Origin of the sequence: Aliiroseovarius sediminis (assembly GCF_022678485.1) — a bacterium.
In the GTDB taxonomy this organism is placed as follows: domain Bacteria; phylum Pseudomonadota; class Alphaproteobacteria; order Rhodobacterales; family Rhodobacteraceae; genus Aliiroseovarius; species Aliiroseovarius sediminis.
On sequence record NZ_JALBYP010000018.1, the window covers coordinates 404,794 to 429,796 of the forward strand.

Below are 25,003 nucleotides of genomic sequence, written 5' to 3' on the forward strand. Positions count from 1 at the left end.
AAGAAATTTGGTGCCGCCGCGCAGCGGAATGAGCGGCCATTCATGCAGACCGCAGCTAGGGTCATGACTCGAACTCACAGGTTGCGGATGTTTCGCACGTTCGCTGCATTATTGGGATGATTCCAGCGTGACATTAAGAGCCGCATTGGTTCAGTCAGTAAGGCTGTTTCACATTCTGCCCCCTGTGTGGTCATCGCATGCTACTGAATGCGCGCGTGGCGCGGTAAAATTTTGATCCGGATTTCTTGCTGACTGTGTCGGTTCGGAAACCGCAATAGCCATCGATGCCTACGACCGAGCCCCCGTGGCTCGCGTAGGCTGCCGCGGGTTTTGTTCCAAATAATAGAAACTCTTCCTTACCTCAAGAAAATCCAAGCATGAGCGACGGAAAGCGTACTGGTGCCCGTATCAGAAGGGACAAGAACAAGAGGCGGAAATTTTTCATGAAGAAGCCCTCAGCCAGCCCCGACCGATTTGACTTCGACAAATGCGCCCGACATCGAAGCGTCACGGCGCTGGGCTGTCGTCTGGCAATCCCTCACTTGGCGTGATTATGTTCTGACGCATCAGGCCGATTAGCAAGAGTTATTACAATTTGTCCGAATGGACAGCGCCTCTCAGGAGCAACTAAGACCTTGAAGAATTCTATTTTAGCCATTTTATCGCTCATCATCATCGTGGGCGCCTATTGCATTTCTTTCGGGTTGCCCCGGCAAGTCGCCCAGATCTGGAGCGACATCCCGACAGAGACAGCCGGTGCCCCTCAAGACGCGAAACGGGGACAACGGGAACAAGGTCGGGCGACGACTGTCGTTCTCGCGTCGCTAGAAGCCCGCGAATACGCACTTGTTTTGCGGACCGTTGGCAGTGCTGTCTCACTCCATCGCACCGATGTGACCGCAAGCGATGCAGGCGAAGTGGTCGAAACAGCGCTGCGTTCAAATGAGATGGTGAAAAGGGGTGACGTCCTTCTGCGCCTGAATGATCGCACGGAACGGTTGGCCCTTGAGATTGCAGAGGCGAACCGCGATCAGGCACAGGCCACTGTCACCCGCTTTGAGGGGTTGCGCAGTAACGGCAACTCTGTCGTGACGGACGTGGCGCTGTCGGAGGCGCGCGTGGCGTTGCGTTTGGCTGAAGCCAATTTGGGTCTCGCCAAAGTCGCACTGGACGACCGCACGATCGTGGCACCGATTTCCGGCCGGTTGGGGCTCAGCGACGTCAGCGTGGGCGACCGCCTGACGAGCGGGGGTGCCATCGTGACGATTGACGATACCACTAGTTTGCTCGCCACATTCGAGGTGCCGGAACGCTCCATTGGCCTTTTGGCTGAGGGCAAGCCGGTCCTCGTCTCGACGCCGACTTATGCGGGACGAATTTTTGAAGGTAATATCACCGCTTTCGACAGTAGGCTCGACAGTGTGACCCGCAGCGCCACCGTGCAGGCGAAAATCGAAAACCCCGAGGGGTTGTTGCTTGCGGGGATGACCTTCGCAATCCGCATGACCGAAGTGACCGCCCCCTTACCCGTAGTGCCCGCGACAGCAATCACATGGGATCGCACCGGTGCGGGCATCTGGGTTGCCGAGGACGGCAGCACCCGCCGCGTTCCCGTCACCATCCGCTACCGCGAAGGTGATCAGGTCTGGGTTGAGACAAAAGTCCCGTTGGGCGCGCAGATCGTGGCTGAGGGCGCGTCCAAGCTGCGTGAAGGAGCACAAGTCACTACCGCTGGCGCACGTAAGGGTCCGGGCGCATGAGTTTCGAAAAAAGGGCACACAAAGCCGGTTTCGCCGATATTTTCGTCGCGCGGCCGATCTTTGGGATTGTCTTGAACCTGCTCATCATCATCGCCGGTCTGGCGGCGTTCACCAGCGTCGATATTCGTGAAATGCCGGACGTGGACAGGCCTGTGCTCTCCGTCAGGACCACCTACGAGGGTGCCGTGGCGAGCACGGTAGACACCGAAGTTACGCAAGGCCTTGAAGACGCGCTGAGCGCGCTTGAGGGGATGTCCTATATTGAATCCACTTCAAGCACGGGGTTGAGCCGTATCACCATTGACCTGTCTGATGGTACGGATGTCAACGTAGCCGCCAATGAAGCGCGCGAGATCGTATCGGGTGCCCTGCGCTCTCTGCCCGACGATATCGAAGATCCGAGTGTCAGCAAGAGCGACAGTAACGCTGATGCGATCATTCGCCTTGCCCTGCTGGGGGATGCAAGCCTCGACACGCTCACCCAGATCGCCGAGGGCACGGTTTACGAACGCCTATCCCTGATCGACGGCATCGCTGAAGTGACCCTGCGCGGCGACCGTGCCAACGAATTCCGCGTGGCGGTGAATATGCCCTCCCTGTTGAGTCGCGGCTTGACGATCTTTGATGTTTCGACCGCGCTTACACAGCTCCGCGATGACACCGCCCTTGGCGCGCTTTCAAGCGAGTCCCAGACTCTCTCGCTCCGAGTTGGCAACGAAGTTGTCAGTGTCGAGACCATCAACCAGCTGCCGGTCAACGCCACGACCCAAGTGGCAGATATCGCCTTCGTTCAACTGATCCCGGAAGACTCGAGTGTGTACACCCGGGTGAACGGTGAGACTGCTATCGGCCTCGATATCACGCGGCAATCCGTTGGCAATACGCTGGAAATCTCCCGCGACGTAGCCATTGCCGTGGAAGAGTTACGCGACCAACTGCCCGAAGGTGTGCAGCTGCTGGTGACATCGAACGACGGGATCTTCATCGAGGGATCAATCAACGAGGTCGTTAAATCCATCCTCATGGCTACAGGCATCGTGATAGCCGTGATCTTCCTATTCCTGCGCTCCCCGCGTGCGACATTGATCCCTGCGGTCACGATCCCTGTGGCCTTGATCGGGACGCTCGCTGCGATCTGGCTCACAGGATTCTCCGTCAATACGATCAGCCTGCTCGCTCTGGTCCTGGCAACCGGTATGGTGGTGGATGATGCTATCGTTGTGGTGGAAAACATCGTGCGAAAGCGCAAGTCGGGCATGGGGGCTTTTGCCGCCGCTGCATCTGGCACCAATGAAGTGTTTTTCGCCGTCATCTCAACAACTGCCACGCTCGCTGCGGTCTTTATTCCTATTTCTTTCCTGCCAGGTCAGGCGGGCGGTGTCTTTTCCGAATTTGGCTTTGTGCTGGCCTTTGCTGTCACCCTGTCATCCATCACGGCTCTCACCTTGGCCCCTGTTCTTGCGGCCTTGCTGGACCCTGGCAAGACACAAGCCAATGCCAAGGAAAACAAACCGGGCGCCCTCGCGCACACCTTTGACCGCGTGATGGATTTTGCCATCCGAACGCCCCTACTTGTTTTGTCCGTCGCCATCGGTTTCGCCATAATCGCAATGGGGGCCGCGATGACGCTGCCTTCCGCCGTTACTCCGGAGGAGGATCGTGGCTTTTTCCTCGTGCAAGCGCGCGGAGCCTCGGACACAACGATTGACTATCTCGACACACAGGTCCTTCTGGTCGAGGATATCCTCGCGCCCTATCAGGAGAGCGGGCAGATCGAGACGGTGCAAAGCATCGTCGGCGTCAGCGGTGGCACCAGCGCCTTTATCGTCGTCCGCCTGCCGGACTGGACCGAGCGCGACTTTTCACAGCAAGAGTTAATTACGCAGCTCAGTGGTAAGTTGGCCTCGGTCCCCGGTGTGCAGGTCAGCGCCCGCTCCACCAACAGCCTGAATATTCGCGGTGCGGGTGGCGGGCTGAGCTTCGCCGTGACGGGTACCAATCTCGAGAATATGACCCAAGCCGCCGACACCCTTGCCGCGGCGATGTCGCAGGATGCCACCTTCCTGAACCCGCAACTGTCCAACAACAGCGTCAATGCACAACTGGAAGTGACCGTAGATGACAGCGCTGCGGGTGACATGGGGCTTAACAGTGCAGATGTCACCAGCCTCATACGCGCGATGGTGCAAGGCAATGTTGCGGTCAGCGTCTTTTCCGATGACGTTGAAGTAGACGTCAATGTCGTCCCCGGCGGACCTCCGATTGATGATCCCTCCGATATTGCATCCGTGTCCATCCGCCTCGACAACGGCGCCTATGTCCCGCTCTCCACCGTCGCGTCGCTTGGCATGGTGGTAAGCGACTCTCAGATCGAACGTCTGGGCGGCGCCTTGTCAGTCTCACTGCAGGCTAACCTTGGAGAGGGTGTTGACCTTTCGACCGCGATGGACCGTGTGCTTGTGATTTCCGACGAGGTTCTGCCCGACGGAATGGGCATTACCTTCACCGGAGAGGCCGCGACGCTCGACGATACCCAAGGCGGCATATACATGGTTTTCGGCGTAGCCCTGATTGTGGTGCTTCTGGTGCTTGCAGCCCAGTTCGAAAGTTTTGCAAGCGCGGTTGTCATTATGATGACGGTGCCCTTCGGTTTTGCCGCTGCGCTGCTGGCGATTACGATGACCGGTGGTTCGTTGAACTATTATAGCCAGATCGGTCTTGTCATGCTGATCGGGGTGATGGCCAAGAACGGCATCCTGATCGTCGAATTTGCGAACCAGCTGCGCGAAGCGGGTGCGGACATCGACAGCGCCATCCGAAACGCGCTGCGCCTGCGCATCCGGCCGGTGATGATGACGATGGTTTCAACAGTCTTCGGTGGCCTTCCCTTAATCCTGACTTCCGGCGCGGGTGCCGAAGCGCGCATTGCCGTAGGTTGGGTGATCGTCGGAGGTCTGGGTTTTGCTACCGTGTTCACCTTGTTCCTCACGCCGATTTTCTACCGCTGGATTGCCGTCTGGGGCACTGCTCCGGGTGCTGCAGCGCTTAGGCTTCGCTCAGAGGTGGAGGAAACTGTGAGGGTGTAGCTTCATGCCCTCCAGGAGTTAGGGGGGCGTTATACGCGTCATTTCGGGGCTGAGCCGACACCGATCCAGAGCAGAGCGAAGTTGGCCCGTGTCAGTGTTGCAGTCTTCCGGCCTCAAAGATCGCCGGTCAAAACGTGACTGATCGCAAATAGCTCCAAAGTTTCAACGACGGAAATCTGTCGGGCCAACGTTGAATAAGGAGCAAACAATGAGGATGGATCCAATGCAGAACCTGATGAAACGATGCGCAACTATTGTTGTATTGGCGACCGCAGCAGTGGCTGTCGTGCCGATGACGGCCATGGCGGACAGGGTAGTTGTAAAGCGCAGTGCCTATGGCCACGGCTCTAAGGTGAAGGTGGTGAAACAGCAGCGCCATCGGCATGCAGTTGGTCACCGTTTTCGCAAGCAAGATGTGGTCATTGTTAAGGACTGGCGAAAACGCGGCCTTCCGCGCCCCGGCCGCGACGAAGTTTATGTCGCAAATGGAGACAGAATTTACCTGGCGGCGGCTGCAACACTATTGGTTAGGGCTCTGCTTAACTGAGAAGTGCCCAGACTATCTGGTCATGCGACGAAGGGCATCGTTGTCCGAAAGGCAGACTCTCGACAGGGGAAATTGCTGTACGAGGCCTGAACGGCCACTTCAGCGGGTCGCAAAGCAGCTTTGGATCAATAATTGGATGTCCGGTTTGGGCGGCTCGGGCTCAATGATCCGTGCTGCAAGTGCGAAACTCGGTTTGAGCTGGCGCGGTCAATCAGGGCTCAAAGCGGACCAATGCACTTGCAGGGATGGTGTGCGCTCGTGACTTTTGACATCGGTCATTCAATCCTATGCTAATCTTTCGGCGTCGACGCGGTGTTGATGTCTGGGTTTGGAAGGCGGATTGGAGGGCACACTATGCCACGAGTCCAACTTCCCGCAGTCAGCCCAAAGCGCAAAGCCTTGCACAAAGGGCGGATCATCGGCCAGAAACGACCGCTGCTTCCAAAGCAGATGTGGGCTATCCGCGCGCGGCTCGAAATCGCGGGCTATTTACGCGATCTTGCGCTGTTCAACGTTGCGATTGATTGCAAGCCGCGCGGCTGCGATCTGGTCAAGCCCGCTGTGGCCGATTTAATCAAAGATGATCGCGTTCGCGAACGAGTTTCGGTGATCCAGAGCAAGACCCAAAAGCCGGTTAAGTTTGAACAGACTGAAAACACGCGAGAAACCGTCATTGCATGGGTGAGATCACCCGAGATGATCAGTTGCGGCTTCATGTTTCCGAGCCGTTTTCACGAGCGCCCGCATATCTCAACGCGTCAGTATGGTCGGCTTGTTCGTGATTGGGTGACATCGATCGGATTGGAACCGAGCGGGTGCGGTACCCACTCACTCCGCAGGACCAAAGCTGCCAAGACGTACCGCAAAACAGGCAACCTTTGCGCTGTGCAACTTCTGCTTGGCCATACAAAGGTTGATAACACGGTGCGTTACCTCGGTATTGAGGTAGAAGATGCTCTAAATGTTGCTGAGCGCATCGACCTCTAAGCGATGTCGGCGAACGGTGTCTGCCGTTTGACGATTTAGACGAGACCTAGGACCATGCAGCGGCGAAACGAAGTGCGCGTCTGTTCTACCGATTTTCTGCATCGCCGCGAATGTCCAGTTTGGGGAGACTGATGAAATGGGCGCAACAATTTCGGCCCGGACCCTAATGCAGTCGACCACTTCTGCGGCGCAACTTCGCTGATGCAGACCTTCACTGCGCGTTAGACTGCTTCCTCGAAGATTGAATTAGCTTTTGACCGGACCCAAGCGAGGCTTTGACGCGAACCGGTGTTCTGCCAGCCTTCATATTCGGTTTCTGGGTTTGTGAGGTTAATCTCTTTGTCGAAAACTACATCAACAGCGACGGAAAGTTGCCCTGGTTACGTATAATGACCTGAATCAAAATGCAGCCCCCCGATTATTGTAGGGTGTGTGCGAGGTATTTTTTTTGAGAGGATCGAAGCGGCGAATGAATGAAAAGCAACGCGAAATCGAAGCTTCTCTTGGCGTCGGAAAAGCAAAGCACCATCTCCTGAAATGGGCGGGGTGGATTGGTGCTGCCGTTTTGGTCGTGGCGCTAGGGGTCTGGTGGATGCAAGGCGCGGACGAGCGCGCTCAGGTGACCTATCTTACCGAAGCGGTCAGCCGAGGTGATCTGACGGTAAGCGTTTCGGCAACAGGCACGATTGAACCGACCAACAAGGTTGAAATTTCATCTGAACTTTCAGGGACGATCGCTGAGGTCTTGGTCGACTATAACGATGCCGTCGAAGCCGGACAGGTGCTCGCAAGGTTGGATACGGTACAGTTGGATGCACAATTGTCGGTCCAGATCGCCAGCCACGCAGCTGCCGAAGCACAGTTGGAAAGCGCCCAAGCAAGCCTTGACGAAGCGGAGGCGGATTTCGACATCGCCCTTAAATTGGATCAGCGTGGTGTGACCTCGCACACCAGTTTTACTGCGTCCGAGGCGGCTTTGGGCCGCGCGCTTGCCAGTCTGGCCAGTGCGCAGGCCAATGTGGATCTGGCGCAGGCCCAGCTGGAGGCGCAAGAGGCGATCCTGAGTAAGGCCACCATCGTGTCCCCGATCAACGGTGTTGTTCTGGACCGCTCGGTCGATGCGGGGCAGATCGTGGCTGCAAGTTTGTCAGCGCCAGAGCTCTTTTCCATCGCCGAGGATCTGACACAGATGGAGTTGCAAGTCGATGTCGCCGAGGCTGATATCGGCCGCATCAAGGTGGGCGACAAGGCGAGTTTCACCGTTGATGCCTATGATGACATGCTGTTTCCGGCTCAGATATCCATGGTGCGCTACGCGTCAGAAAGCACGGATGGGTTGGTCACCTACAAGGCGATCCTGTCGGTCGAGAATGATGACCTGCTGTTGCGCCCCGGCATGACGGCCACGGCGGATGTGACCGTTGCGCAATATGACGAGGTGCTGCTGGTGCCCAACGCGGCCCTGCGTTTTGCCCCGCCGCAGGTGGTCGAAGAGGAAGCGTCGAATGGCGGTGGCGGCTTGCTGGGCCTTGTCATGCCGTCTCGCAACCGGGGCAGCGGAGCGCGGGCGGTGTCTGACAGCACCGTTTGGGTGTCCCGCGATGGGGCGGCTATCGAGATTCCCGTTGAAACGGGCGACAGCGACGGTTTGCAAACCATTGTAACCGGCGGCGATCTGGCCAACGGAGATCAGATCATCACCGATATGATCGAAGGCAAATAATATGGCCGATACCATGGAAGCGGATGCCCCCGTTATCGAGCTGCGCAACATCTCGAAAACCTACGGCCACGGCGAAGCAGAAGTGCACGCAATGGATGGGGTCAGCCTGTCGATCGCAAAAGGAGAGTTCGTGGCGATCATGGGGCCGTCGGGGTCGGGCAAATCGACGGCGATGAACATGATTGGCTGCCTCGATCGTCCCACCAGCGGCGATTATCTGTTTAATGGGGTGCATGTCGGAGATCTAACCAAGGACCAGCGGGCAATCCTGCGACGCAACTACTTGGGGTTTGTGTTTCAAGGGTTCAACTTGCTCGCCCGCACCTCTGCGCTGGATAATGTAGAATTGCCGTTGATCTACAAAGGCGTTCCCGCCGCCGAGCGACGTGCACAGGCGCTGGATGCCTTGGCAAAGGTCGGGCTGAAAGGCCGCGAACATCACGATCCATCGGAGCTGTCGGGCGGCCAGCAACAGCGCGCGGCCATTGCGCGGGCGCTGGTCGGCAGTCCGCAGGTCCTTCTGGCGGATGAGCCGACAGGCAATCTGGATACCAAACTCTCTGTGGAAATCATGGAGTTGTTGAAGCTGCTCAATGAGCGGGATCATATCACAATTGTCATGGTCACCCACGAGGAAGACATGGCCACCTACGCCCACAGAGTCGTTTGGATGGTTGATGGCCGGGTCGAGCGCGATGGCCCGCCTGCCGAAGTGTTCAATCATGAAAGGCACAGCGCATGATCTGGGAAACAATCCGCCTGGCGATTCAGGCGATCTTTCGCAACGCCTTGCGTTCTATCCTGACAGTGCTGGGCATCGTTATCGGCGTGGCCGCCGTGATCGCCATGGTCACGGTCGGGCAGGGCAGTTCGGATCAGGTGACGGCTGATGTTGCCAAGCTCGGCACAAACGTCCTGATGGTCATGCCCGGTGCTGGCCAGATGGGGCCGGGCAATAATTCCGTTTCGGCTGCGCTGGACATCAAGGATGTCGAGGCGCTGATTGACCAGCTGTCCAGCGTACGCACCGCCGCCCCCTATAATCAGACCAGCCTGAACGCTGTCTATGGCACCGAAGATACCCGCACCTCGGTCGCCGGCACCGATACACGGTATCTGGACGTGGTGGATTGGCCGATCGTGCTGGGGCGTGGCTTTCTGCCGACCGAGGAAAGCTCGGGTAAAGCTGTTTGCATCATCGGCGAAACGGTGCGTCAGGAGTTGTTCGGTAATACGGACCCACTTGGCGAAAAGATACGCCTCAAGAACGTATCCTGCGAGGTGATCGGCCTGCTCGAAGCCAAAGGGGCCTCTAGCTTTGGCTCGGATCAGGACGACATCGTGCTGATGCCTATTACAGCCTTTCAACGCCGGGTCACCGGATCGTCGGACATCACCATGATCTATGCCGCCGCCGCGACCAATGTGTCGACCGACCGAACCTTGGTCGACATCGAAGCGCTGATGCGCGAGCGCCGCCGGATCAGCGACGGTGAGGAAGACGATTTCAATGTACGCGACATGAAGCAGATGGCGTCCATGTTGACGGGCATCACCGATGTGTTGACTGGCCTGCTATCGGCCGTCGCAGCCGTCAGCCTTCTGGTTGGCGGGATCGGGATCATGAACATTATGCTCGTGTCCGTGACTGAACGCACCCGCGAAATTGGCATCCGGCTGGCCGTCGGCGCAACTGCCAATCAGGTATTGCTGCAATTTCTGGTCGAGGCAATCGTGCTTTCCATGATTGGCGGCCTTGTGGGCATTCTGTCGGGCCTTGGGCTTGCCGCAGTTGCCTCTAACTTAATGGCCATTCCGTTCAGCCCGGACGCGGCCATCGTGGCGATTGCGTTCCTATTTTCGGCAGCCGTAGGTGTGATCTTCGGATATTTCCCCGCGCGTCGTGCAGCGCGTCTGGACCCGATCGAGGCCCTACGCCATCAGTGAGCAATCATAGTAAATCTCAGCCGCGACCTTGCCTCGCTCAACTTCCGTTCCCTTGATTTCGCCCTTCAAGAGTATTCCTTATGAATGCTCAATTTGAGCAAACTATAGACACGCTGTTATTGTCCATGCGGTTTAGAGTTCACAAACCCTGACCGGAAGCGTTCCGCGCTTTTATATGGAGTTCGTGAAATGCAGGACCAAGCGGTCATTGGCTTCTTTGGCAGCACGGTCCGGTTTATCCCGCGCCCTTCGTGTTAGGACTGTCTACGGCGAAAGTACGGTTTCGGAACAGGGTCCAATCGCTGTTTTCAATGACTGCTTCGGAGACATACGCTGCACCGCAGGGGTGACCGCGCTGCGCATGCGAACGAATGCTGCGTCAGCGAAGGAGCAGAAACGAATGTCGGGAAAGTCCCGCATCTTGCCCGTTCAGACAGTGTGCAGCGAAGGTCGGGTTGTTGCAAAATTCATAATATTTGCACCAAAGCTTCTGACCCATGAAAATAGGATCGTTCAAATGTTGCATATTTCCGGTGCATATATTGATCGTGTTTGGTAGGCTTGAACCATGCTTATTGGTTACGCCAGAGTGTCCAGTCGTGGGCAATCCCTTGATCGTCAAATCGGCGCGTTGAATGCCGCCAGTGTCGATAAGATTTTCCGCGAGAAGGTATCAGGGAAATCCGTCAAGGGCAGGCCGCAGCTCGAACGTGCGATCGACGCTCTTGGGGCAGGGGACGTGTTTGTGATCGCAGAGTGGGACAGGGCCACGCGATCCATGATTGACGGCATCAACATCATTCAGCGGATTGCTGAGCGCGGGGCATATGTGAAAGTTCTCGATAAGCCCTGGCTCGACCTAACCACGCCGATGGGCAAGGGCATCCTCGCATTTCTTTCCGCCCTAGCTGAAGATGAGCGCGAACGGATCACGCGGAGAGCGAACGAGGGCCGTGCCGTCGCGGCGCGAAACGGCGTCCGATTTGGACGCAGGCCCAAACTATCAGATCATCAGCAGAAACTTGCCCGCGAGCGTATGGCGAACGGTGAAACCTGTCGCGCTATCGCGCTGGATCTCGGTGTCGCGCACACGACGATTTCAAGGCTGCGTTGATCTGCAATAGCGACATTCAACATGTGCCAGAGTAATACATCACCGGAACACTGCTCGCAGCCAAGCAGAAAATCTCAATGTTATGGTCGCCAACTCTCGGCCGAGCGTTTGTACGCATCTGTTAGCTGAGCGGGCGATAGATTGTTTAAATGGCCTTCGTCAAAAACAACCACATCGAGTGAACGAAATTGATCGATGCTCATTCGCTCCTTGGCTTCGAGGATAAACGGATGTTCAACCGCCAATGCGGCCAGCATGTTTCCCGTTTCGATGTGCGCAGTCAATTCTCGCTGTACCGCCTGAAAGCTTAACGTGCGGCCGCCAATGCCTGTGCAGGTGATGAGAACGGGCGAGATAAAGCCCATGTCGCAAAGATCATTTGCGCCATTGACGTCTACACAACCATGAAGTTCGAGGTTCACCAGCGACAAACCGCGTTGTGGGGTGATGTATTCTGGGAAAGCCTCATCCTCTCTTCTGGTTCGTTAATTGAAGCCTGTACGTGGATCCCATGATACGCTTTCCTACTGGCTATTTTTCTTCGCTGAACGATCGAAGGTAGCTAGTAACGGTGTTACAACGTGAACCACGATATTATAATATTGCTCCTATTATTCAATAATAACAAAGTGTTGACTCAAGTCCTCTGGCAGCTTTCACTCTGCACAGAAGCAATGAGAGTTCAAGATGGTCAATGCATATTCCAAGCTGAAGGCGGACCTGAAATCCGCCGGTGTGACGCTCAGATCCATCGCTCGTGATGTCGGAGTATCACATACTGCTGTCACAGATGTTGCTCGAGGGGCCCGTCGTTCAAGACGAATAGAACAGGCCATCGCCGACCGCTTGAACACGACACCTGAATTGCTTTGGCCTGATCGCTATGGGCAAGAGGGAGGTGCGACATGACCTGGCCCTAAAAGAGCAAAAGCCTATGCGCTCCAACACATAGGCTTTCACGAGATCGAGTGACTCTTCAATCCAGTCACATCGATCATCTCCAATCAAAATTCAAAGTCAAGGCTGCCACTCGATATTTCGAGCCTGTTGAGGTGCCTTGCTGACAGGGAGACGATCATGTCGAAGAACGACATTGCTCGCGATGAACGCGAGTGGGCGCGGGCGTTTGCGCTTCGCAAGGACCTTGCCCCATACATCCATACCGGTTTTCAGTCGAGCGCGGCTGTGAAGGATATCTGCAGGGCATACAAATTCTCACGAGCCACCGCTTATCGATTGCTTAATCAATTGCAATCCGATGACCGAGCAGCTGCATTGCGGCGCTCGAAACCCGGTCCCAAGATCATGAGCATCAGGCTCAATAGCGAGCAAGAGGAAGTTGTCGACAAACACCTTCGCAAAGAATTTCTCACTCGAAACAAAATCTCGCTGGCAAGGACTCTGAAAGGCATCAACGGTGAACTCGCGGCGCATGGCTACCCAGAAATTTCAAAGACAGCATTGCTCAACAGGATCGATACGATCCCGGATAGGGTTTGCAAGCTAAAACGTCATGGCGGGAAGGCCGCACGGCAAGCCTACCAAATTGTCCGTGGTAGATATGTTGTGAAAGATCCGCTTGATGTTGTTCAGATTGATCACACTGTGCTGGACGTAATGGTTGTCGACCCAGACACATGTGAATGCATAGGAAGGCCATATCTAACGGTTCTGCTGGATATCGCGACGAGGATGCCAACCGGAATATACCTATCGATGGAAGCGCCATCGGCTATCAATCTCATGAAAGCCTTTCATCGGTCCGTTTTTCCTAAGGCAGAATACCTTGCTGAAATGGGTATTCCGTATGAATGGCCTGTTTATGGGCTGCCCCTCGTAATCAGCAGCGACAACGGGATCGATCTCAAATCAAAAGCCTTTAACTTGGGGCTGGAACAGTACGGCGTTGAGCACATTTTTCGCCCCGTGGCACAACCTCATTTAGGTGGACATGTTGAACGTTTCATCGGAACGATCCAAACCTTCGTTCACACCCTTCCCGGAACCACATTCTCAAACATCGAAAAAAAGGGAACCTATCAGCCTGAAAAGCAAGCAACGCTCACCTTACATGATGTTGAGAAACTCTTGCTCGAATTCATTCTTCGTGACTATGTTCATGACAGAAAGCGCCGATTGCTAACTTCGCCAATGAACGCTTGGAACGTCAGATGGCGGGAGAGTAAGTCACGGCCGCATCTACCATCTGATCCGGATCGTTTCCGGCTTGACTTCTTGCCATTCGAAAACCGCAATATCCAACGGGAAGGGCTGGAACTATTCGGGATGTTTTATCGCTCAGAACACCTTCAGAAGATGAAAAACTGCGGCGTTCAAAACATCACTGTCAAATATGATCCTACCGACATCCGCACAGTTCAATTCAGCGCAGATAATGAAACATACTACGAAGCGCGAGGTGAGCACTTTCCGCGCAACCCGTTGTCGGTCGATGACTTCCAAGAACTGCGTAAAACACGCGAAGAACGGCTAAACGCCTCTCTGAGCGCTCCAGATCCTGCAGAAGCGCATGACTTCCGAAAACAAATCCTGGCTGACGCGCGCAAACGCAAGAAAGCTGCAACCCCGTCTAAATTGGGCTCCTTGCCGCAAGGTCGAGATATTCGCGATCTTGATGGATTTCGGCATTACTCTGAGCGGGGGAAATTGTCGTGAGCAGGATCCCAACGCAGCAGTTTCCCGATATGTCGAAGGCATCGGTCCCGGAGCGCATTCACTACATTCGTGAGGGTGCCTATTTCGATACGTCGGCAAGGCGTGCGCTTCGAAACCGTCTCGACGAATTGGTTCAAGCGCCGTCTGATTGCGACAACAAGCTCGTGTTCATAACCGCGCCAGCGGGGATGGGCCTCACACGCATTCTAGAGGAGTTTGCAACACAGCACCCTCAGGTGACCAACGGGCGAAGCGGAAAACAGATAGTCCCCGTCGTGAATGAGCTCATCCATCCGAGTGGTGACATCATCGACTATTGCGACGCGCTCCGCGCCAATCTTGATATCCCGGGATATGGCCCGCTCGTTCGCCAAACGTCATATTCAAAAACTCTCGAGCTTCTCGGCCATTTGGGTACACGTCTTGTTATCCTGGAGGATTTTCACCGTATCTACAGCTTCCAGAAAAGACAGAGGATTTCGTATCAAAACTACGTCCACTATCTCATGTCCAAATATGACATCCGGGTTGTCCTAACGGGAGCACCACGCATTTGGCGATGGGCCATGGAAGACGAGCAAATTCTTGGGCGATCTCTCCAGCTTAAGTATCGAGCGTGGACACCCGCAGAAGATGACTTCATCGAATTTCTAGAAGGGTTCGAGCGATGGTGCCCAGTCAAGGAGGAGGGGGGATTATCCAGTGACCCCAAGCTGAGAAGGGCCATCATCACGAAAACGCATGGCATCTGCAAAACCGTTATGCAGGTTCTCACCGGCTTTGCAATCTATGCGATCGTGTCTGACAGGGAGCGTTTGGATCTCGACACCTGGTTAAAATATCGCGATCAGGACCTGCCGGTATGAATGTCACGCCATATGAAATGGAAAGCCTGACATCATTCGTAGGTCGCGCGGCGGCCATGAACTCCATGGATATCCGATCATACCTTCGATGCCTATTTCAACCAGACGACTACCAAAACGCGGTGAAACTGCCTGAGGATCTGGACGCGTTGGATCAGGGAGCGTTTCTTGTTGGCCTGAACGATGCATTGGACCCCACAAAGCGAAGGCTGGAGTTGCTAACATTGCCAACTACCAAACCCGGCGTTCATACTAAGTGGCTGAGGCGGGCAGGGGGGTGCAATATGGGCGGCGATCATTTCAGCAAGGATCCGTCCTTCGCATGGTGCCCGCGCTGTCTACTCATGGACCAACTCAACGGCCACGATCAGTTTCTGCGTTTGTCATGGCGGCTCATCACTCGGACGTTCTGTTTGAGGCATAGAAGGCCGCTTACAACGCATTGCCTGGCTTGCAATGATCGCGAGGCAGGACCGACATTTGTGTTTGACGGCAGCAACGTCATACTCGCTTGTAGTACATGTGGTTCCCCGTATGGAACCCAACTCGGGCTCCCTGATATGTCAGCATCAACCACCATACAACTGCGCGACAACCGCCGTGTGCAGATTGCTTGGAACGGTGCGATCCAATTAGAAATGGAGCTTGAGAAGAGCCTGTCTGAACGGTCAAAAACCAAGAACAAGCGAGAATTTCAGAACTTTGCTCTGGCATTTGCGAATATCCTGATGAAAGCTAACCCGCACAGTCGCGCACCGATCGACCTCTTTTCGAGTGTCGCTTTCCCGGCGCGACCAAATCCACGCAATATTACATCGATGGATCGACCATACCGCGCATCTTCCGTGGCCGTACGCCGTAAGACACATGGCTTCATGGCAGCATTACTGAAGCGGCGCGTGAACCTGTTTTCAATCAAAGGCGTGCATGAGAAGCGATGGGGCAGGGACCCTACTATGCAGGAGCTCCGTTCCCAACTCGAACCAGAGCAAAACGATGAACTCGATCAGCTATTGCTGATGTTCCCGGCTAAGTGGTTTTGAGGGTGGCGGAAACCGGACTTTAGCTGCGCGTGCGAAAAGCTTAAGTTCACGGTCATAGAACCGGACATTCGACTCCTTTCTGTCCACAACTTCCCCCGGTGAAGGAATTCTCCCGATCCGTATGCAGGCTGTAGTGACGGCACCGTCGAATGCCTCATTTAGCGAGTACAGGGATATCAATAATCGAACAGTTTCTCACTTGGTTGCAGCAAGCCTTCAACAATCGTGAAATAGCCATTGGCCTGTGGATCATCCTTGGCTTCTCGTTTTGTCTAACTAGGGCCGACCTCCGAAGGAGTCTCTGGTGCGTCGCCAAGACGCTGATTGCCCCAAAGCTGTTGCTGTTCTTCGGCATAGTTGCCCTCAATGTAGTTGCACTAAGCTGGCTGTTAGCAGGAGTCGGGTTGTGGTCAAAGACCCAGGTGCCACCCACTGTTTTGTGGTTTGCAATGGGCGGGTGCGTTTTTGCTGGTCGAGCGTTGCAATCGAAGGAAGATGATCAGTATTTTCGCGACCTGTTTCGGGGCAGTTTGAGGCTTGGCGGTATCTTTGAATTTATCGTGGTTGCCTACACTTTCAGTCTGGCGACCGAGTTGGTCTTGACCCCTGTTCTCTTCTTCTTGGCAGCTACTCTGGCTTTCGCGGGCACGAAACCAGAATACGCGAAAGCAAAGGTCCTGCTGGAGTTCAGCCTGGCTACCTTTGTCATTGTATTGGTCTACAACTCAGTGTCGTCGATTTGGTCACAGCCAGATATGTTCTTCACGACTGATACGGTTCGCAATTTCGTTCTCCCGATCCTTCTGACCATCGGAAGCATACCAGTGTTCTATCTACTGTTTTGCTACTCGCATATTGAGCAAGCACGCATTCAGATCGATCAGAAGACGTTTCAGTCTGATGATCTCAAACAGTATGCACGTAGACGCTTCTTTCTGATATTTCCGCTACGACCTTGGCTTTTGAGGCGGGCAACACGTCAATTCCGTATCCTCCCTGCGAAAACCAAAACAGATGTGGACCGGATCATTTCCGATATCCTCAACTACGAACGAAACGAGGAAGCCCCTCCAGCCGTGGACCCGACACAAGGTTGGAGTCCTTTCGAAGCCAGAGACTTCCTCAAAGAGCAGGGATTGAGAACAAACGACTACCACAAAGGTGACGACGAATATTGGGCTAGTTCAAATTATGTCGAGCTCGATAGCCATATTCTTCCGAACAAGGCTGTCTTCTACATCGAAGGACTAGAAGACATTGTCACCACACTCAAGCTAACGGGGAAGTTCATGGATGACTTCGACAGCGGAGAAGCAATCCAGAAGCTGAGAGTGATCGGCGCTTTGCTTTGCGAAAAAGCGATCGGATATGGGGACATCGCAATTGATTCACTCATTCCAAATTCCCAAGTATTCGAAAACGAGATGATCATCGATGGCGCTACGATAAGAGCTTGGGGTAAGAGGTATCCGAGCGACAGAGGCTTTGAAGTTTTCCTGGCCTTATCCCGTTGAGGGGCTTCGAAAGCAGAACGCCCAGCCACTTAGATAAGGATGCCGATCTTTTTCGGGCCAAACACATGAGGTGAGTAATGAGTAACTTTGATGATGTTCCCATCGCTTTGCCCGATGAGGATCGATTTGGATTTGATCCCTTCGCGACGGCGATCAGCGATTGCATTCGTAGCATCGACAGCCCGCTCGGAAGTGTAGTGGCGATTTATGGTCCATGGGGTTCTGGCAAAAGCAGCGTTATCAACCTTGTTCGGCACCATCTTTCTAATGATGCACCCGATCTCGATGTGATTAGCTTTCCGGCGTGGATGTATCGAACCGAAGATGCGTTGGCCGTAGGGTTCTTCAAGGAACTCTACGCTGGACTCTCGCCCGTCCTTTCGGACCAGACAAAGGCCGCTGGAGCCCTCCGCAAATTGGGGGCCAACCTTGCAGGCGCAAGCGGTCTTGCAGGTATGGCTGTAGGCTTGTTTGCAGGATCATTGGGAGAGAAGGCAACGACCGCAACCCTGGACGCACTAGGCGGCTTCATCGAGCAGGGCGAAACGGCAGAGGACCTACAGGCGATTCTTGCAGACGCTCTTCGTGAAGCAGGGAAGAAGTTCCTTGTAGTCATTGACGATCTGGACCGTCTTTCACCGGAGGAGGCTCTGGTCATCTTCCGGTTGGTCAAATCTGTAGGACGGCTTCCAAACGTGATGTATCTCTTGGCCTATGATCGAGAGACCACTGAGCAGGCCGTCGCACGTCGGTTTCCGTCTGAAGGTGCACATTACCTTGAGAAGATCATCCAAGCGGGATTCGAGCTTCCTCAACCCGATCAATCACATCTGAACATTATGATGGGTGAGGTGCTGGATGGTCTGGCGGCTGATCTACTTGACATTGATCCGGTCGAATTTGGCAATTTATTTCATTCTATCGTGGTGCCGGAGCTGAAAACGCCACGGGATGTCTTGCGACTGGCGAACACGCTTTCGATTACAATGACTCCCATCAAGTCGGATGTCTTTTTTGCCGATTTTGTGAGTCTTGAAACTCTGCGCGTGTTCCGGCCAGCGGTCTATAGGGCCATACGGCAGAACAAATCAGCCATCCTGAACGCAGGTCAGAACGATAGGTACGACCAGCGTGATGCCCGTTCTGTCCAATACACATCGATGCTTCTGGGGAGTGAACCCGAGGAAGATCATGGACAACTTCGGGAAGCCCTTATGAGACTGTTCCCTCAGTTGCAGAATGTCTTCGCAAACACCATTCACTCAGGGACAAGGGAATGGGCTCGTCAAAGGCGAGTTTGTTCAAACGAACACTTTGACACCTATTTCCGATTTTCAGTCTCAACGAAGACCATACCGAAGGCAGAACTCGACTATCTCCTCGATGCGTCGAGGACGGTTGAAGAGATCCAAGACCGTGTTCGGGACGCGATAGAAATCACTCAGGCTGAAGGGCGAACCAAAGCCTCCTATATCCTTGATGAATTGACGGCCCACGGACCCAACATCCCCTTTGAACACGGGGAGAAGGTGTTGACCGCATTGTTTGGCATAGCCGACGAACTGTTCTTGGAACAAGATGAGGGGCGCGGTCTCGCATCATTCGGTGACAACAGACTAAGACTGCATTGGTTGTTGCGATCCATACTCAGGGATCGAACTACACTTGAGGAACGTTCTGAGATTCTCGCAAGGGCTGTTACGGCCGCGACCCTGCAATGGCACTTCGATTTCAGTAATGCGGCTTGGGAGGACTACCACCCAAGTAGTCCTGACCGCGATCCTTCTTCAGAAGCGGAAACGCTCACGACTGAGGTGGTGGCCGAACAGCTTCTAGGACGATCGCTCGAACTGCTTCGTGCCACCGCTGCAAACGATACCATGCTATCTACAAAGAACCCTGCCCGCCTTCTCTTTGGTTGGGACAGATTGCAGCCAGATGGGGCTGGTGAGGTCATAGCCTACACCACTCAGGCTTTGGAGGACGACACAAAGCTCTACCAACTTGCTTCGGCATTCTTGGGGAAATCCTACAGTCATGGCATGGGAGGCTTCGGTGGCGAACCTGGCGATCTTGTGCAACGGGAGAATGACCGTGCACAAGTTAACGGAATTGATCGACTGCTAGATGTGGACGAGTTCCGACGGCGTTTGAATGAAGCTTTGCAAAGTGAAGCTCTCGACGACCGACAAAAGTCTACTATCAGTCGGTTTTTGGCTGCATGGGAACGACGGGACGCTGGTGAAGATTAATGATCCTCGGCTCGATTTGAGGCGATGTTCGATTCGCGCACACGTCACGCGCTGCCCTAGATGTTGAGGGTCGCACATGCTACACCAGCAACTTGTTGTATTCAGGTGGTGAGATGGCGATCTTCGATATTGAAAAGGATGACTTACTTCGGTTGTCCGACGAACTACTGGAAGAGTTGATAGCGCGTCTTGCCGAGGCAGAGGTTGCTGCACATGGTCATAGCCCAGCGAGTGTCAGTTGGTCAGGCTCAATCAAGGCACCAGATGAAGGCATCGATATTCATGTCCATGTAAACGCTACCGCATTGCTAACGGGGTTCCTAAACCGTCCAGATACGATCCTTCAGTCCAAAAAGGACCCGATGCCTAAGTCCGCAATTTCGGTGGAGATGCTGAAAAATGGAGACCTTAACCCAACCATCGTAAACCAGGCAAAAATCGACGGCAGTTACGTTATTGTAAGCCTCTCGGACGATTGTTCGCCTCCGATGAGGAAGGATCGCCTCGACGCCATGCAGGCAGCGGTGGCAAGTGATCCAAACAAGGATAACCTCCATCTGGATTTCTTCGACCGTTCCAAGTTGGTCCAATGGTTGCGACAGCACCCGTCGGTATTGCTGTGGGTGAAGGGCAAGCTCGGTCAAGGCTATTCGGGGTGGCAGCCCTATGGCCCCTGGAGCAACCCGCCAAAGGGATCGCCTGACACTCTCATCTCTGCCCCTGGGATAACCGTCCATTTGCCGACGGAGCGAGGTCAGGAGCTTTCAATCGAGGATGCCATTGAACCTATGCGGCGTCTCATCCGCACCTCGAACAAAGCGATCCGCATTACGGGGCTGTCAGGTGTTGGTAAGACAAGGATTGTTCAAGCCCTCTTTGACGAAACGGTCGGAGACGATCCTCTCGACAGAACTATCGCCGTCTACGTGGACACGGGACAAGACCCTGATCCCTCCGCATCTGCAATGTTCGACCGTCTAATCGCCGAGGGGCGTCGCTCGGTGATGATCCTCGACAACTGCCCATCTGAACTGCATTCGGCATTGGCAAGCAAAGTGTCGGCTGCAAGTGGTGATGTCAGCCTGATTACAGTTGAATATGACATTAGAGATGACAAACCTCAGACCACAGAGGTCATCCATATCGAAGCCAACGGACCAGAGGTGGCCGAGGAGTTGCTTTTGCGGCGTTTCCCTGCAATCGGCCAAGGCAATGCACGAAGTGTCGCCGAGTTTGCCGATGGCAACGCAAGGGTCGCGTTGGCCATTGCAGAGCGAGTTGAACAGGGTGAGAGCCTGGCCGAATTATCCGATGCCAAGTTATTCGACCGGCTTTTCCAGCAGCGTAAGGGTCAAGATGGCGATCTTCGCGAACAGGCTGAGACTCTGTCACTCGCGTATTCATTCTCAGTTGCTGATCCAGAAGTTGGGCAGAACGAACTAGAAGTCTTGGGCTCCATTTTGGGCCATACCAAGGCGCAATTGTTTCGAGCCGTGAAGAAGCTGGCAGAACGCCATGTCGTTCAAAAGAGGGCGCATTGGAGGGCCATCTTGCCCCATGCTGTTGCGAACAGATTGGCAAGTTCGGCGCTCGACAGCATCCCCACCGAAGCTCTGAGATCGACTTTCGAAGCGGCTGGAAACAGTCGGCTTCTTATGTCTTTCGCTCACAGGCTTGGCCTGATGCATGATCATCCGGTGGCCATTGAGATCGTTAAGGCATGGCTGCAACCTGATGGCCTATTGGGGCGAATCTCGGACCTCGATGAGACTGGATCGAGAATACTGGACTATATTGGGCCCGTCGCGCCGGATGCGCTGCTTGACCGGATCGAAGCCGAACTCACCTCTCCAGACTTTCAGGGAATGGAGCCGAAGCATAGTCCTCGTAGGACCACGATCCTCAACCTGCTCCAGTCGTTGGCATACGAACCGCATGCATTTGACCGCTGCATGTCACTACTGATCCGCGTCGCGGACTATGAAGACGAGAGCAACAATTACGATGCAGTTAGGGACAAGATTTCAGGGTTCTTCCAACCCTATCTGTCTGGCACACATGCTTCGTTGGAGCAGCGCCTCTCTATTGTAGAGGAATGTCTAAGTTCTGAAGATATGGGACGACGTTCATTGGGAATAAAGTTGCTCGCGACGGCCTTGGACGGACCGCCATGGACGGGCTTTGGCCTCAACGAATTTGGGGCACGGCCCAGGGACTATGGCTACCGACCGACCCATGACCAACTCGTCGAGTGGCGCACTGCTTTCATGAATTTGGCGGTGAGGCTAGCAAACTCAGACGACAAAGGCACCGAAAGTCGTGCACGGCAGGTCCTAGCGAATGAGTTTCGCGGCCTTTGGCACCAGGAAGCGTTGCGGGACAAATTGGTCGAAGCAGCACGGGCGATCAATGATCACTATCCATGGGGCGAAGGCTGGAAGGCCGTCCGCTCGATCATCTACTTCGATCACACAAGACAAAAAGACAAACCTGAACCGCTTCCCCAGGATCTCGCCGATCTAGATCGCGACCTGGAGCCTCGCGACCTGATTGCAAAGATCAAAACATATGTTCTTGGCAAAGGGCATGATCATTGGGCACTCGACGAGGAGTTCGACGACAGCAGCGATGACAAGTATCGGGATGCTGAAGAGCGATTGGCATCAAATGCAACAGATCTAGGTGAGAGCTTTGCAGCGTCAGATCATCAACTCGATGAGTTGGGTTCAGAAATGTTTTCCAACGACAGGATGCCCTATCGCAGGGCGTTCGGGATCGGCCTTGCTAAGGGGGTCCACAATTATCGTGAAGGTTGGCAAGGCTTGCTGGAACACTTCGCTCGGTCATCCGGTTCGAACCACAACTTTGCGGTGATTGGTGGCTTCATCGAGGAGGTTGCCGCCAATGACAATGCGCTTTCGAGGGAACTCTTGGATGAATGTGCGGCACACTCGGAACTTCGAAAAGTCCTTGTGGACCTGCATCCATGGGATGACTTCACAGAGAGCGATCTGGATCGGTGCATGGCCCTACTCGACAATGAAGAAACTCGGACTTGGATGTTCGGACCTATCCTTTGGCGGGATAACTATGCACACCTACCGTCCGAACATTTGTTGGAGCTAGCACAGAAGCTACTGACCAAGTCAGACGGTGACGACACACTGCTCGACGCACTCAGTATGAAACTGCACGGAAAGGACCCTACGGATGATACGTTAGGGCCTGAACTGAGAAACTTTGGTTTGAAGGCGGCAACCAAATCCCTGTTGGCCGATCACAGCGACCTTGGTGGCAGCAAAGACTATCGCATGGAAAATGTCATCAAGGCCGCACTTATCTTCGACGGCAATGACGCCGAAAAGACAGAGTGGTTGGATACCATATTCTCTGTTGTGGACGAGCGTTACGGCTACATTCATCCGTTCGAGAAAGCGATTGAGACGACAGCGGGTCTAATGCCCAAGGCATTTCTGTATCGTGTTTTCCAAGGGACAGATGACCAGCAAAGTCGACGTAGGTTTTTCATTCGTAACGGGGGTATACGACGCTGCCCGCTCTCCAAGATCGATGTCGCCGACCTGATTGAGTGGTGTCAGCAACAGAACGAAACGGATGTCTGGGGTTTGGTCGCGTCAGGCATTAAACTTTGGGAGAAAGGGGATGGGAACAGGGATGGTTCTTCCATAACGCCGTCCGCTGTTGAGTTTCTTGAAGCCGCCCCAGAGCACGAACCAGTCCTTTACGCCTACGCGGATCGTGTTACCCCATCGTCGTGGTCTGGGAGCCGTGCAGATGTCATGCAGCCGAGGGCCGATGCCATTGCCGAACTGACGCAGCATGAGCGAGAAGAGATAGCTCAGGCTGCGAAGTCGGTGTCAGACCGACTTGCGATGGAAATCGAACGCGAACGGGTCCGTGACCGACAACGAGACGAGGAACGTGAACAACGGTTTGAGTGAAGTATTGCGTGTGACCTGGCAAGTTTTCTGTGCAGTTCGAGCGTGAGGAGCATCAATTTGTTCCCGTGCGCCGAATGGCAGCAATGCGGGTTGCGGTCGCAGCATTTGAACACCGTGTCAAAGGTCGGCTCTGGGCCGCAAGCGATCAGGGCAGGGCACTTTGTCGCTCAACATTGTTCAGCGCAAAACCTTACGCTGTGAAGCAGTCGGTCTGGGAGTTGTGTCCGCTCTCGGAAGTTCCCGATGCGCGTCGCAGTCGACGATCGTATTGCTGCAGTCTGAGACAAGCTTGTTAAGTCTAAATCAGCGAAATCCACCAAAATGCATGAAAATCTTAAGTCGTTGAATTATAGCGAAGACGAGTCTCATTAATTCGGTCTCATTATTTACGTACTCCGACAATAATGTACTGATGTGAACTCACGGCGAAGTGCAACTATCTGATATCGTTTCTATTCTATCCCATTGCTAATTGCCAGCAGCTCGCTTTCAAAGACCTCTGCAGGCGTTCTATAGCCAAGGCATTTGCGCGGCGTGGAATTGAGGCGGTGGCAAATCGACCTCAAATATCGATTTGTCAACGCCGTCGGATCGGTCGAGCGGGGCAGGTACTTTCGCAACCTGTTGTTGGTATTCTCGACCGTACCTTTCTGCCACGGCGCCTGCGGATCGCAGAACCAGCTGTCCGCGCCGATCCCGTCTTTCAGCTTGCGCCAGGCCGAGAACTCGGTGCCTCGGTCGAAGGTAATCGACTGGCGCGCATCCGCGGGCAGAGGCGCGAGGCCCTGGATCAGGGCTTCCATGATCGGTTTGGACTGGCGGTCCTCGTTTCGCATCACCACCGTGTAGCGGCTGACGCGCTCGACCAGGGAGGTGACGTTGATCTTGCCGTGTTCCTTGCGGAACATCATCAGATCGCACTCCCAGTGGCCGAACTCGGTGCGCTCGGAGACACGTTCGGGCCTGTGTGACAGGCTTTGGCTGTCGAAGATGTGGGTTCGGTTGTGTCGCCGATACCCTCGCGGTCGGCGGCGTCTGCGATGCTCTGGGAGGTGGCGATAGAACTGTTCTTCGCGGCCGTCCTTCGAGTAGGCGAAACGGTAGATCGTCTCGTGGCTGACACGGACCGGATGGCGCTCCAGGCGCATGCGACCGGCGATCTGTTCGGGGGACCAACCGGCCTTGAGGCGGTCTTCGACGGCGGCTTTCAGCTCGGGGTTCACGATCAGCTTGCGGTGGACGGCACGGCGCTCTTCGGAGAGGCGTTGCGCGGTCACCGAGTAGTAGCCGTTCAACTCCGGGATTTCTTTGTCGTCATAGTAATTGCGCTTCAGTTCGCGGTAGATCGACGACGGTGCGCGGCCCAGCCGGTCCGCAATTTCGGGAACCGGCATTTTTGCGTCATGCCATTTGTCGATCTTGCGGCGCTCTTCGAACGTCAGGTGAGAGTAGTGGCTTCCCATTCATCAATCTCCATGCAAACCTCTGTTTGAATACAGAATTTGCACTTCGTTTGTGAATCCACC

At 54.6% G+C, this 25,003-nt stretch carries 17 protein-coding genes; 15 read left to right on the forward strand and 2 right to left on the reverse strand.

What is annotated here, in order from left to right; all coding sequences use genetic code 11:
* The first annotated feature begins 635 nt into the window (after positions 1-635).
* From MN186_RS02060 to MN186_RS02095, 8 genes are all read left to right on the forward strand, one after another.
* Positions 636-1,760 carry an efflux RND transporter periplasmic adaptor subunit gene (locus MN186_RS02060; protein WP_242111165.1) on the forward strand — a complete coding sequence of 375 codons (1,125 nt, stop codon included), beginning with the start codon at positions 636-638 and terminating at the stop codon, positions 1,758-1,760.
* Entirely contained in the window at positions 1,757-4,846 is a 3,090-nt protein-coding gene (locus MN186_RS02065) for an efflux RND transporter permease subunit (RefSeq protein WP_242111166.1), read from the forward strand. The genes MN186_RS02060 and MN186_RS02065 overlap by 4 nt, the downstream gene beginning before the upstream one ends.
* A 223-nt stretch (positions 4,847-5,069) precedes the next feature.
* The gene (locus tag MN186_RS02070) at positions 5,070-5,393 is read left to right on the forward strand and encodes an RcnB family protein (protein ID WP_242111167.1); all 324 of its coding nucleotides are present in this window, start codon (positions 5,070-5,072) and stop codon (positions 5,391-5,393) included.
* Positions 5,394-5,747: 354 nt separating this feature from the next.
* A complete protein-coding gene (locus MN186_RS02075; protein WP_242111168.1) occupies positions 5,748-6,380 on the forward strand; it encodes a tyrosine-type recombinase/integrase in 633 nt (210 codons plus the stop codon).
* A 469-nt stretch (positions 6,381-6,849) separates the two neighbouring features.
* Positions 6,850-8,103 carry an efflux RND transporter periplasmic adaptor subunit gene (locus tag MN186_RS02080; protein WP_242111169.1) on the forward strand — a complete coding sequence of 418 codons (1,254 nt, stop codon included), beginning with the start codon at positions 6,850-6,852 and terminating at the stop codon, positions 8,101-8,103.
* Between the two features lies 1 nt (position 8,104).
* Positions 8,105-8,845 carry an ABC transporter ATP-binding protein gene (locus MN186_RS02085; RefSeq protein WP_242111170.1) on the forward strand — a complete coding sequence of 247 codons (741 nt, stop codon included), beginning with the start codon at positions 8,105-8,107 and terminating at the stop codon, positions 8,843-8,845.
* On the forward strand, positions 8,842-10,050 hold the full coding sequence (locus MN186_RS02090; RefSeq protein ID WP_242111172.1) for an ABC transporter permease: 1,209 nt from the start codon (positions 8,842-8,844) through the stop codon (positions 10,048-10,050). Before MN186_RS02085 ends, MN186_RS02090 begins: the two co-directional genes overlap by 4 nt.
* Positions 10,051-10,618: 568 nt before the next feature.
* Positions 10,619-11,164: a recombinase family protein gene (locus MN186_RS02095; RefSeq protein WP_242111173.1), complete on the forward strand. Its 546-nt coding sequence runs from the start codon at positions 10,619-10,621 to the stop codon at positions 11,162-11,164.
* A gap of 80 nt (positions 11,165-11,244) precedes the next feature.
* Here MN186_RS02095 and MN186_RS02100 read toward each other — a convergent pair whose 3' ends face one another.
* Positions 11,245-11,595: a hypothetical protein gene (locus MN186_RS02100; RefSeq protein WP_242111174.1), complete on the reverse strand. Its 351-nt coding sequence runs from the start codon at positions 11,593-11,595 to the stop codon at positions 11,245-11,247.
* A gap of 256 nt (positions 11,596-11,851) precedes the next feature.
* Here MN186_RS02100 and MN186_RS16600 point away from each other — a divergent pair, with 256 nt between their 5' ends.
* From MN186_RS16600 to MN186_RS02130, 7 genes are all read left to right on the forward strand, one after another.
* Positions 11,852-12,073, forward strand: a complete 222-nt coding sequence (locus tag MN186_RS16600; protein WP_353890305.1) for a helix-turn-helix domain-containing protein — start codon at positions 11,852-11,854, stop codon at positions 12,071-12,073.
* 168 nt (positions 12,074-12,241) lie between these two features.
* A complete protein-coding gene (locus MN186_RS02105) occupies positions 12,242-13,840 on the forward strand; it encodes a Mu transposase C-terminal domain-containing protein (protein ID WP_242111175.1) in 1,599 nt (532 codons plus the stop codon).
* Positions 13,837-14,706: a TniB family NTP-binding protein gene (locus MN186_RS02110; protein ID WP_242111176.1), complete on the forward strand. Its 870-nt coding sequence runs from the start codon at positions 13,837-13,839 to the stop codon at positions 14,704-14,706. The genes MN186_RS02105 and MN186_RS02110 overlap by 4 nt, the downstream gene beginning before the upstream one ends.
* A complete protein-coding gene (locus MN186_RS02115; protein ID WP_242111177.1) occupies positions 14,703-15,749 on the forward strand; it encodes a TniQ family protein in 1,047 nt (348 codons plus the stop codon). Before MN186_RS02110 ends, MN186_RS02115 begins: the two co-directional genes overlap by 4 nt.
* Before the next feature lie 149 nt (positions 15,750-15,898).
* Complete coding sequence (locus MN186_RS02120; protein ID WP_242111178.1) at positions 15,899-17,263, forward strand: hypothetical protein; 1,365 nt, start codon at positions 15,899-15,901, stop codon at positions 17,261-17,263.
* A 77-nt stretch (positions 17,264-17,340) separates the two neighbouring features.
* Complete coding sequence (locus MN186_RS02125; protein ID WP_242111179.1) at positions 17,341-19,515, forward strand: KAP family P-loop NTPase fold protein; 2,175 nt, start codon at positions 17,341-17,343, stop codon at positions 19,513-19,515.
* A gap of 113 nt (positions 19,516-19,628) precedes the next feature.
* Complete coding sequence (locus tag MN186_RS02130) at positions 19,629-23,477, forward strand: hypothetical protein (RefSeq protein WP_242111180.1); 3,849 nt, start codon at positions 19,629-19,631, stop codon at positions 23,475-23,477.
* 452 nt (positions 23,478-23,929) lie between these two features.
* Here the strand turns inward: MN186_RS02130 and MN186_RS02135 are convergent, their stop codons facing one another.
* Positions 23,930-24,940, reverse strand: a complete 1,011-nt coding sequence (locus MN186_RS02135; RefSeq protein WP_242111182.1) for an IS30 family transposase — start codon at positions 24,938-24,940, stop codon at positions 23,930-23,932.
* Positions 24,941-25,003: the final 63 nt, after the last annotated feature.

Bases quoted from the DNA above. Each gene is read 5' to 3' on its own strand.
- MN186_RS02085 (WP_242111170.1), top strand. From the start codon at position 8,105: ATGGCCGATACCATGGAAGCGGATGCCCCCGTTATCGAGCTGCGCAAC.
- MN186_RS02080 (WP_242111169.1), top strand. From the start codon at position 6,850: ATGAATGAAAAGCAACGCGAAATCGAAGCTTCTCTTGGCGTCGGAAAA.
- MN186_RS02105 (WP_242111175.1), top strand. From the start codon at position 12,242: ATGTCGAAGAACGACATTGCTCGCGATGAACGCGAGTGGGCGCGGGCG.
- MN186_RS02065 (WP_242111166.1), top strand. From the start codon at position 1,757: ATGAGTTTCGAAAAAAGGGCACACAAAGCCGGTTTCGCCGATATTTTC.
- MN186_RS02090 (WP_242111172.1), top strand. From the start codon at position 8,842: ATGATCTGGGAAACAATCCGCCTGGCGATTCAGGCGATCTTTCGCAAC.
- MN186_RS02070 (WP_242111167.1), top strand. From the start codon at position 5,070: ATGCAGAACCTGATGAAACGATGCGCAACTATTGTTGTATTGGCGACC.
- MN186_RS02095 (WP_242111173.1), top strand. From the start codon at position 10,619: ATGCTTATTGGTTACGCCAGAGTGTCCAGTCGTGGGCAATCCCTTGAT.
- MN186_RS02115 (WP_242111177.1), top strand. From the start codon at position 14,703: ATGAATGTCACGCCATATGAAATGGAAAGCCTGACATCATTCGTAGGT.
- MN186_RS16600 (WP_353890305.1), top strand. From the start codon at position 11,852: ATGGTCAATGCATATTCCAAGCTGAAGGCGGACCTGAAATCCGCCGGT.
- MN186_RS02130 (WP_242111180.1), top strand. From the start codon at position 19,629: ATGGCGATCTTCGATATTGAAAAGGATGACTTACTTCGGTTGTCCGAC.
- MN186_RS02135 (WP_242111182.1), bottom strand. From the start codon at position 24,940: ATGGGAAGCCACTACTCTCACCTGACGTTCGAAGAGCGCCGCAAGATC.
- MN186_RS02120 (WP_242111178.1), top strand. From the start codon at position 15,899: ATGCCTCATTTAGCGAGTACAGGGATATCAATAATCGAACAGTTTCTC.
- MN186_RS02075 (WP_242111168.1), top strand. From the start codon at position 5,748: ATGCCACGAGTCCAACTTCCCGCAGTCAGCCCAAAGCGCAAAGCCTTG.
- MN186_RS02125 (WP_242111179.1), top strand. From the start codon at position 17,341: ATGAGTAACTTTGATGATGTTCCCATCGCTTTGCCCGATGAGGATCGA.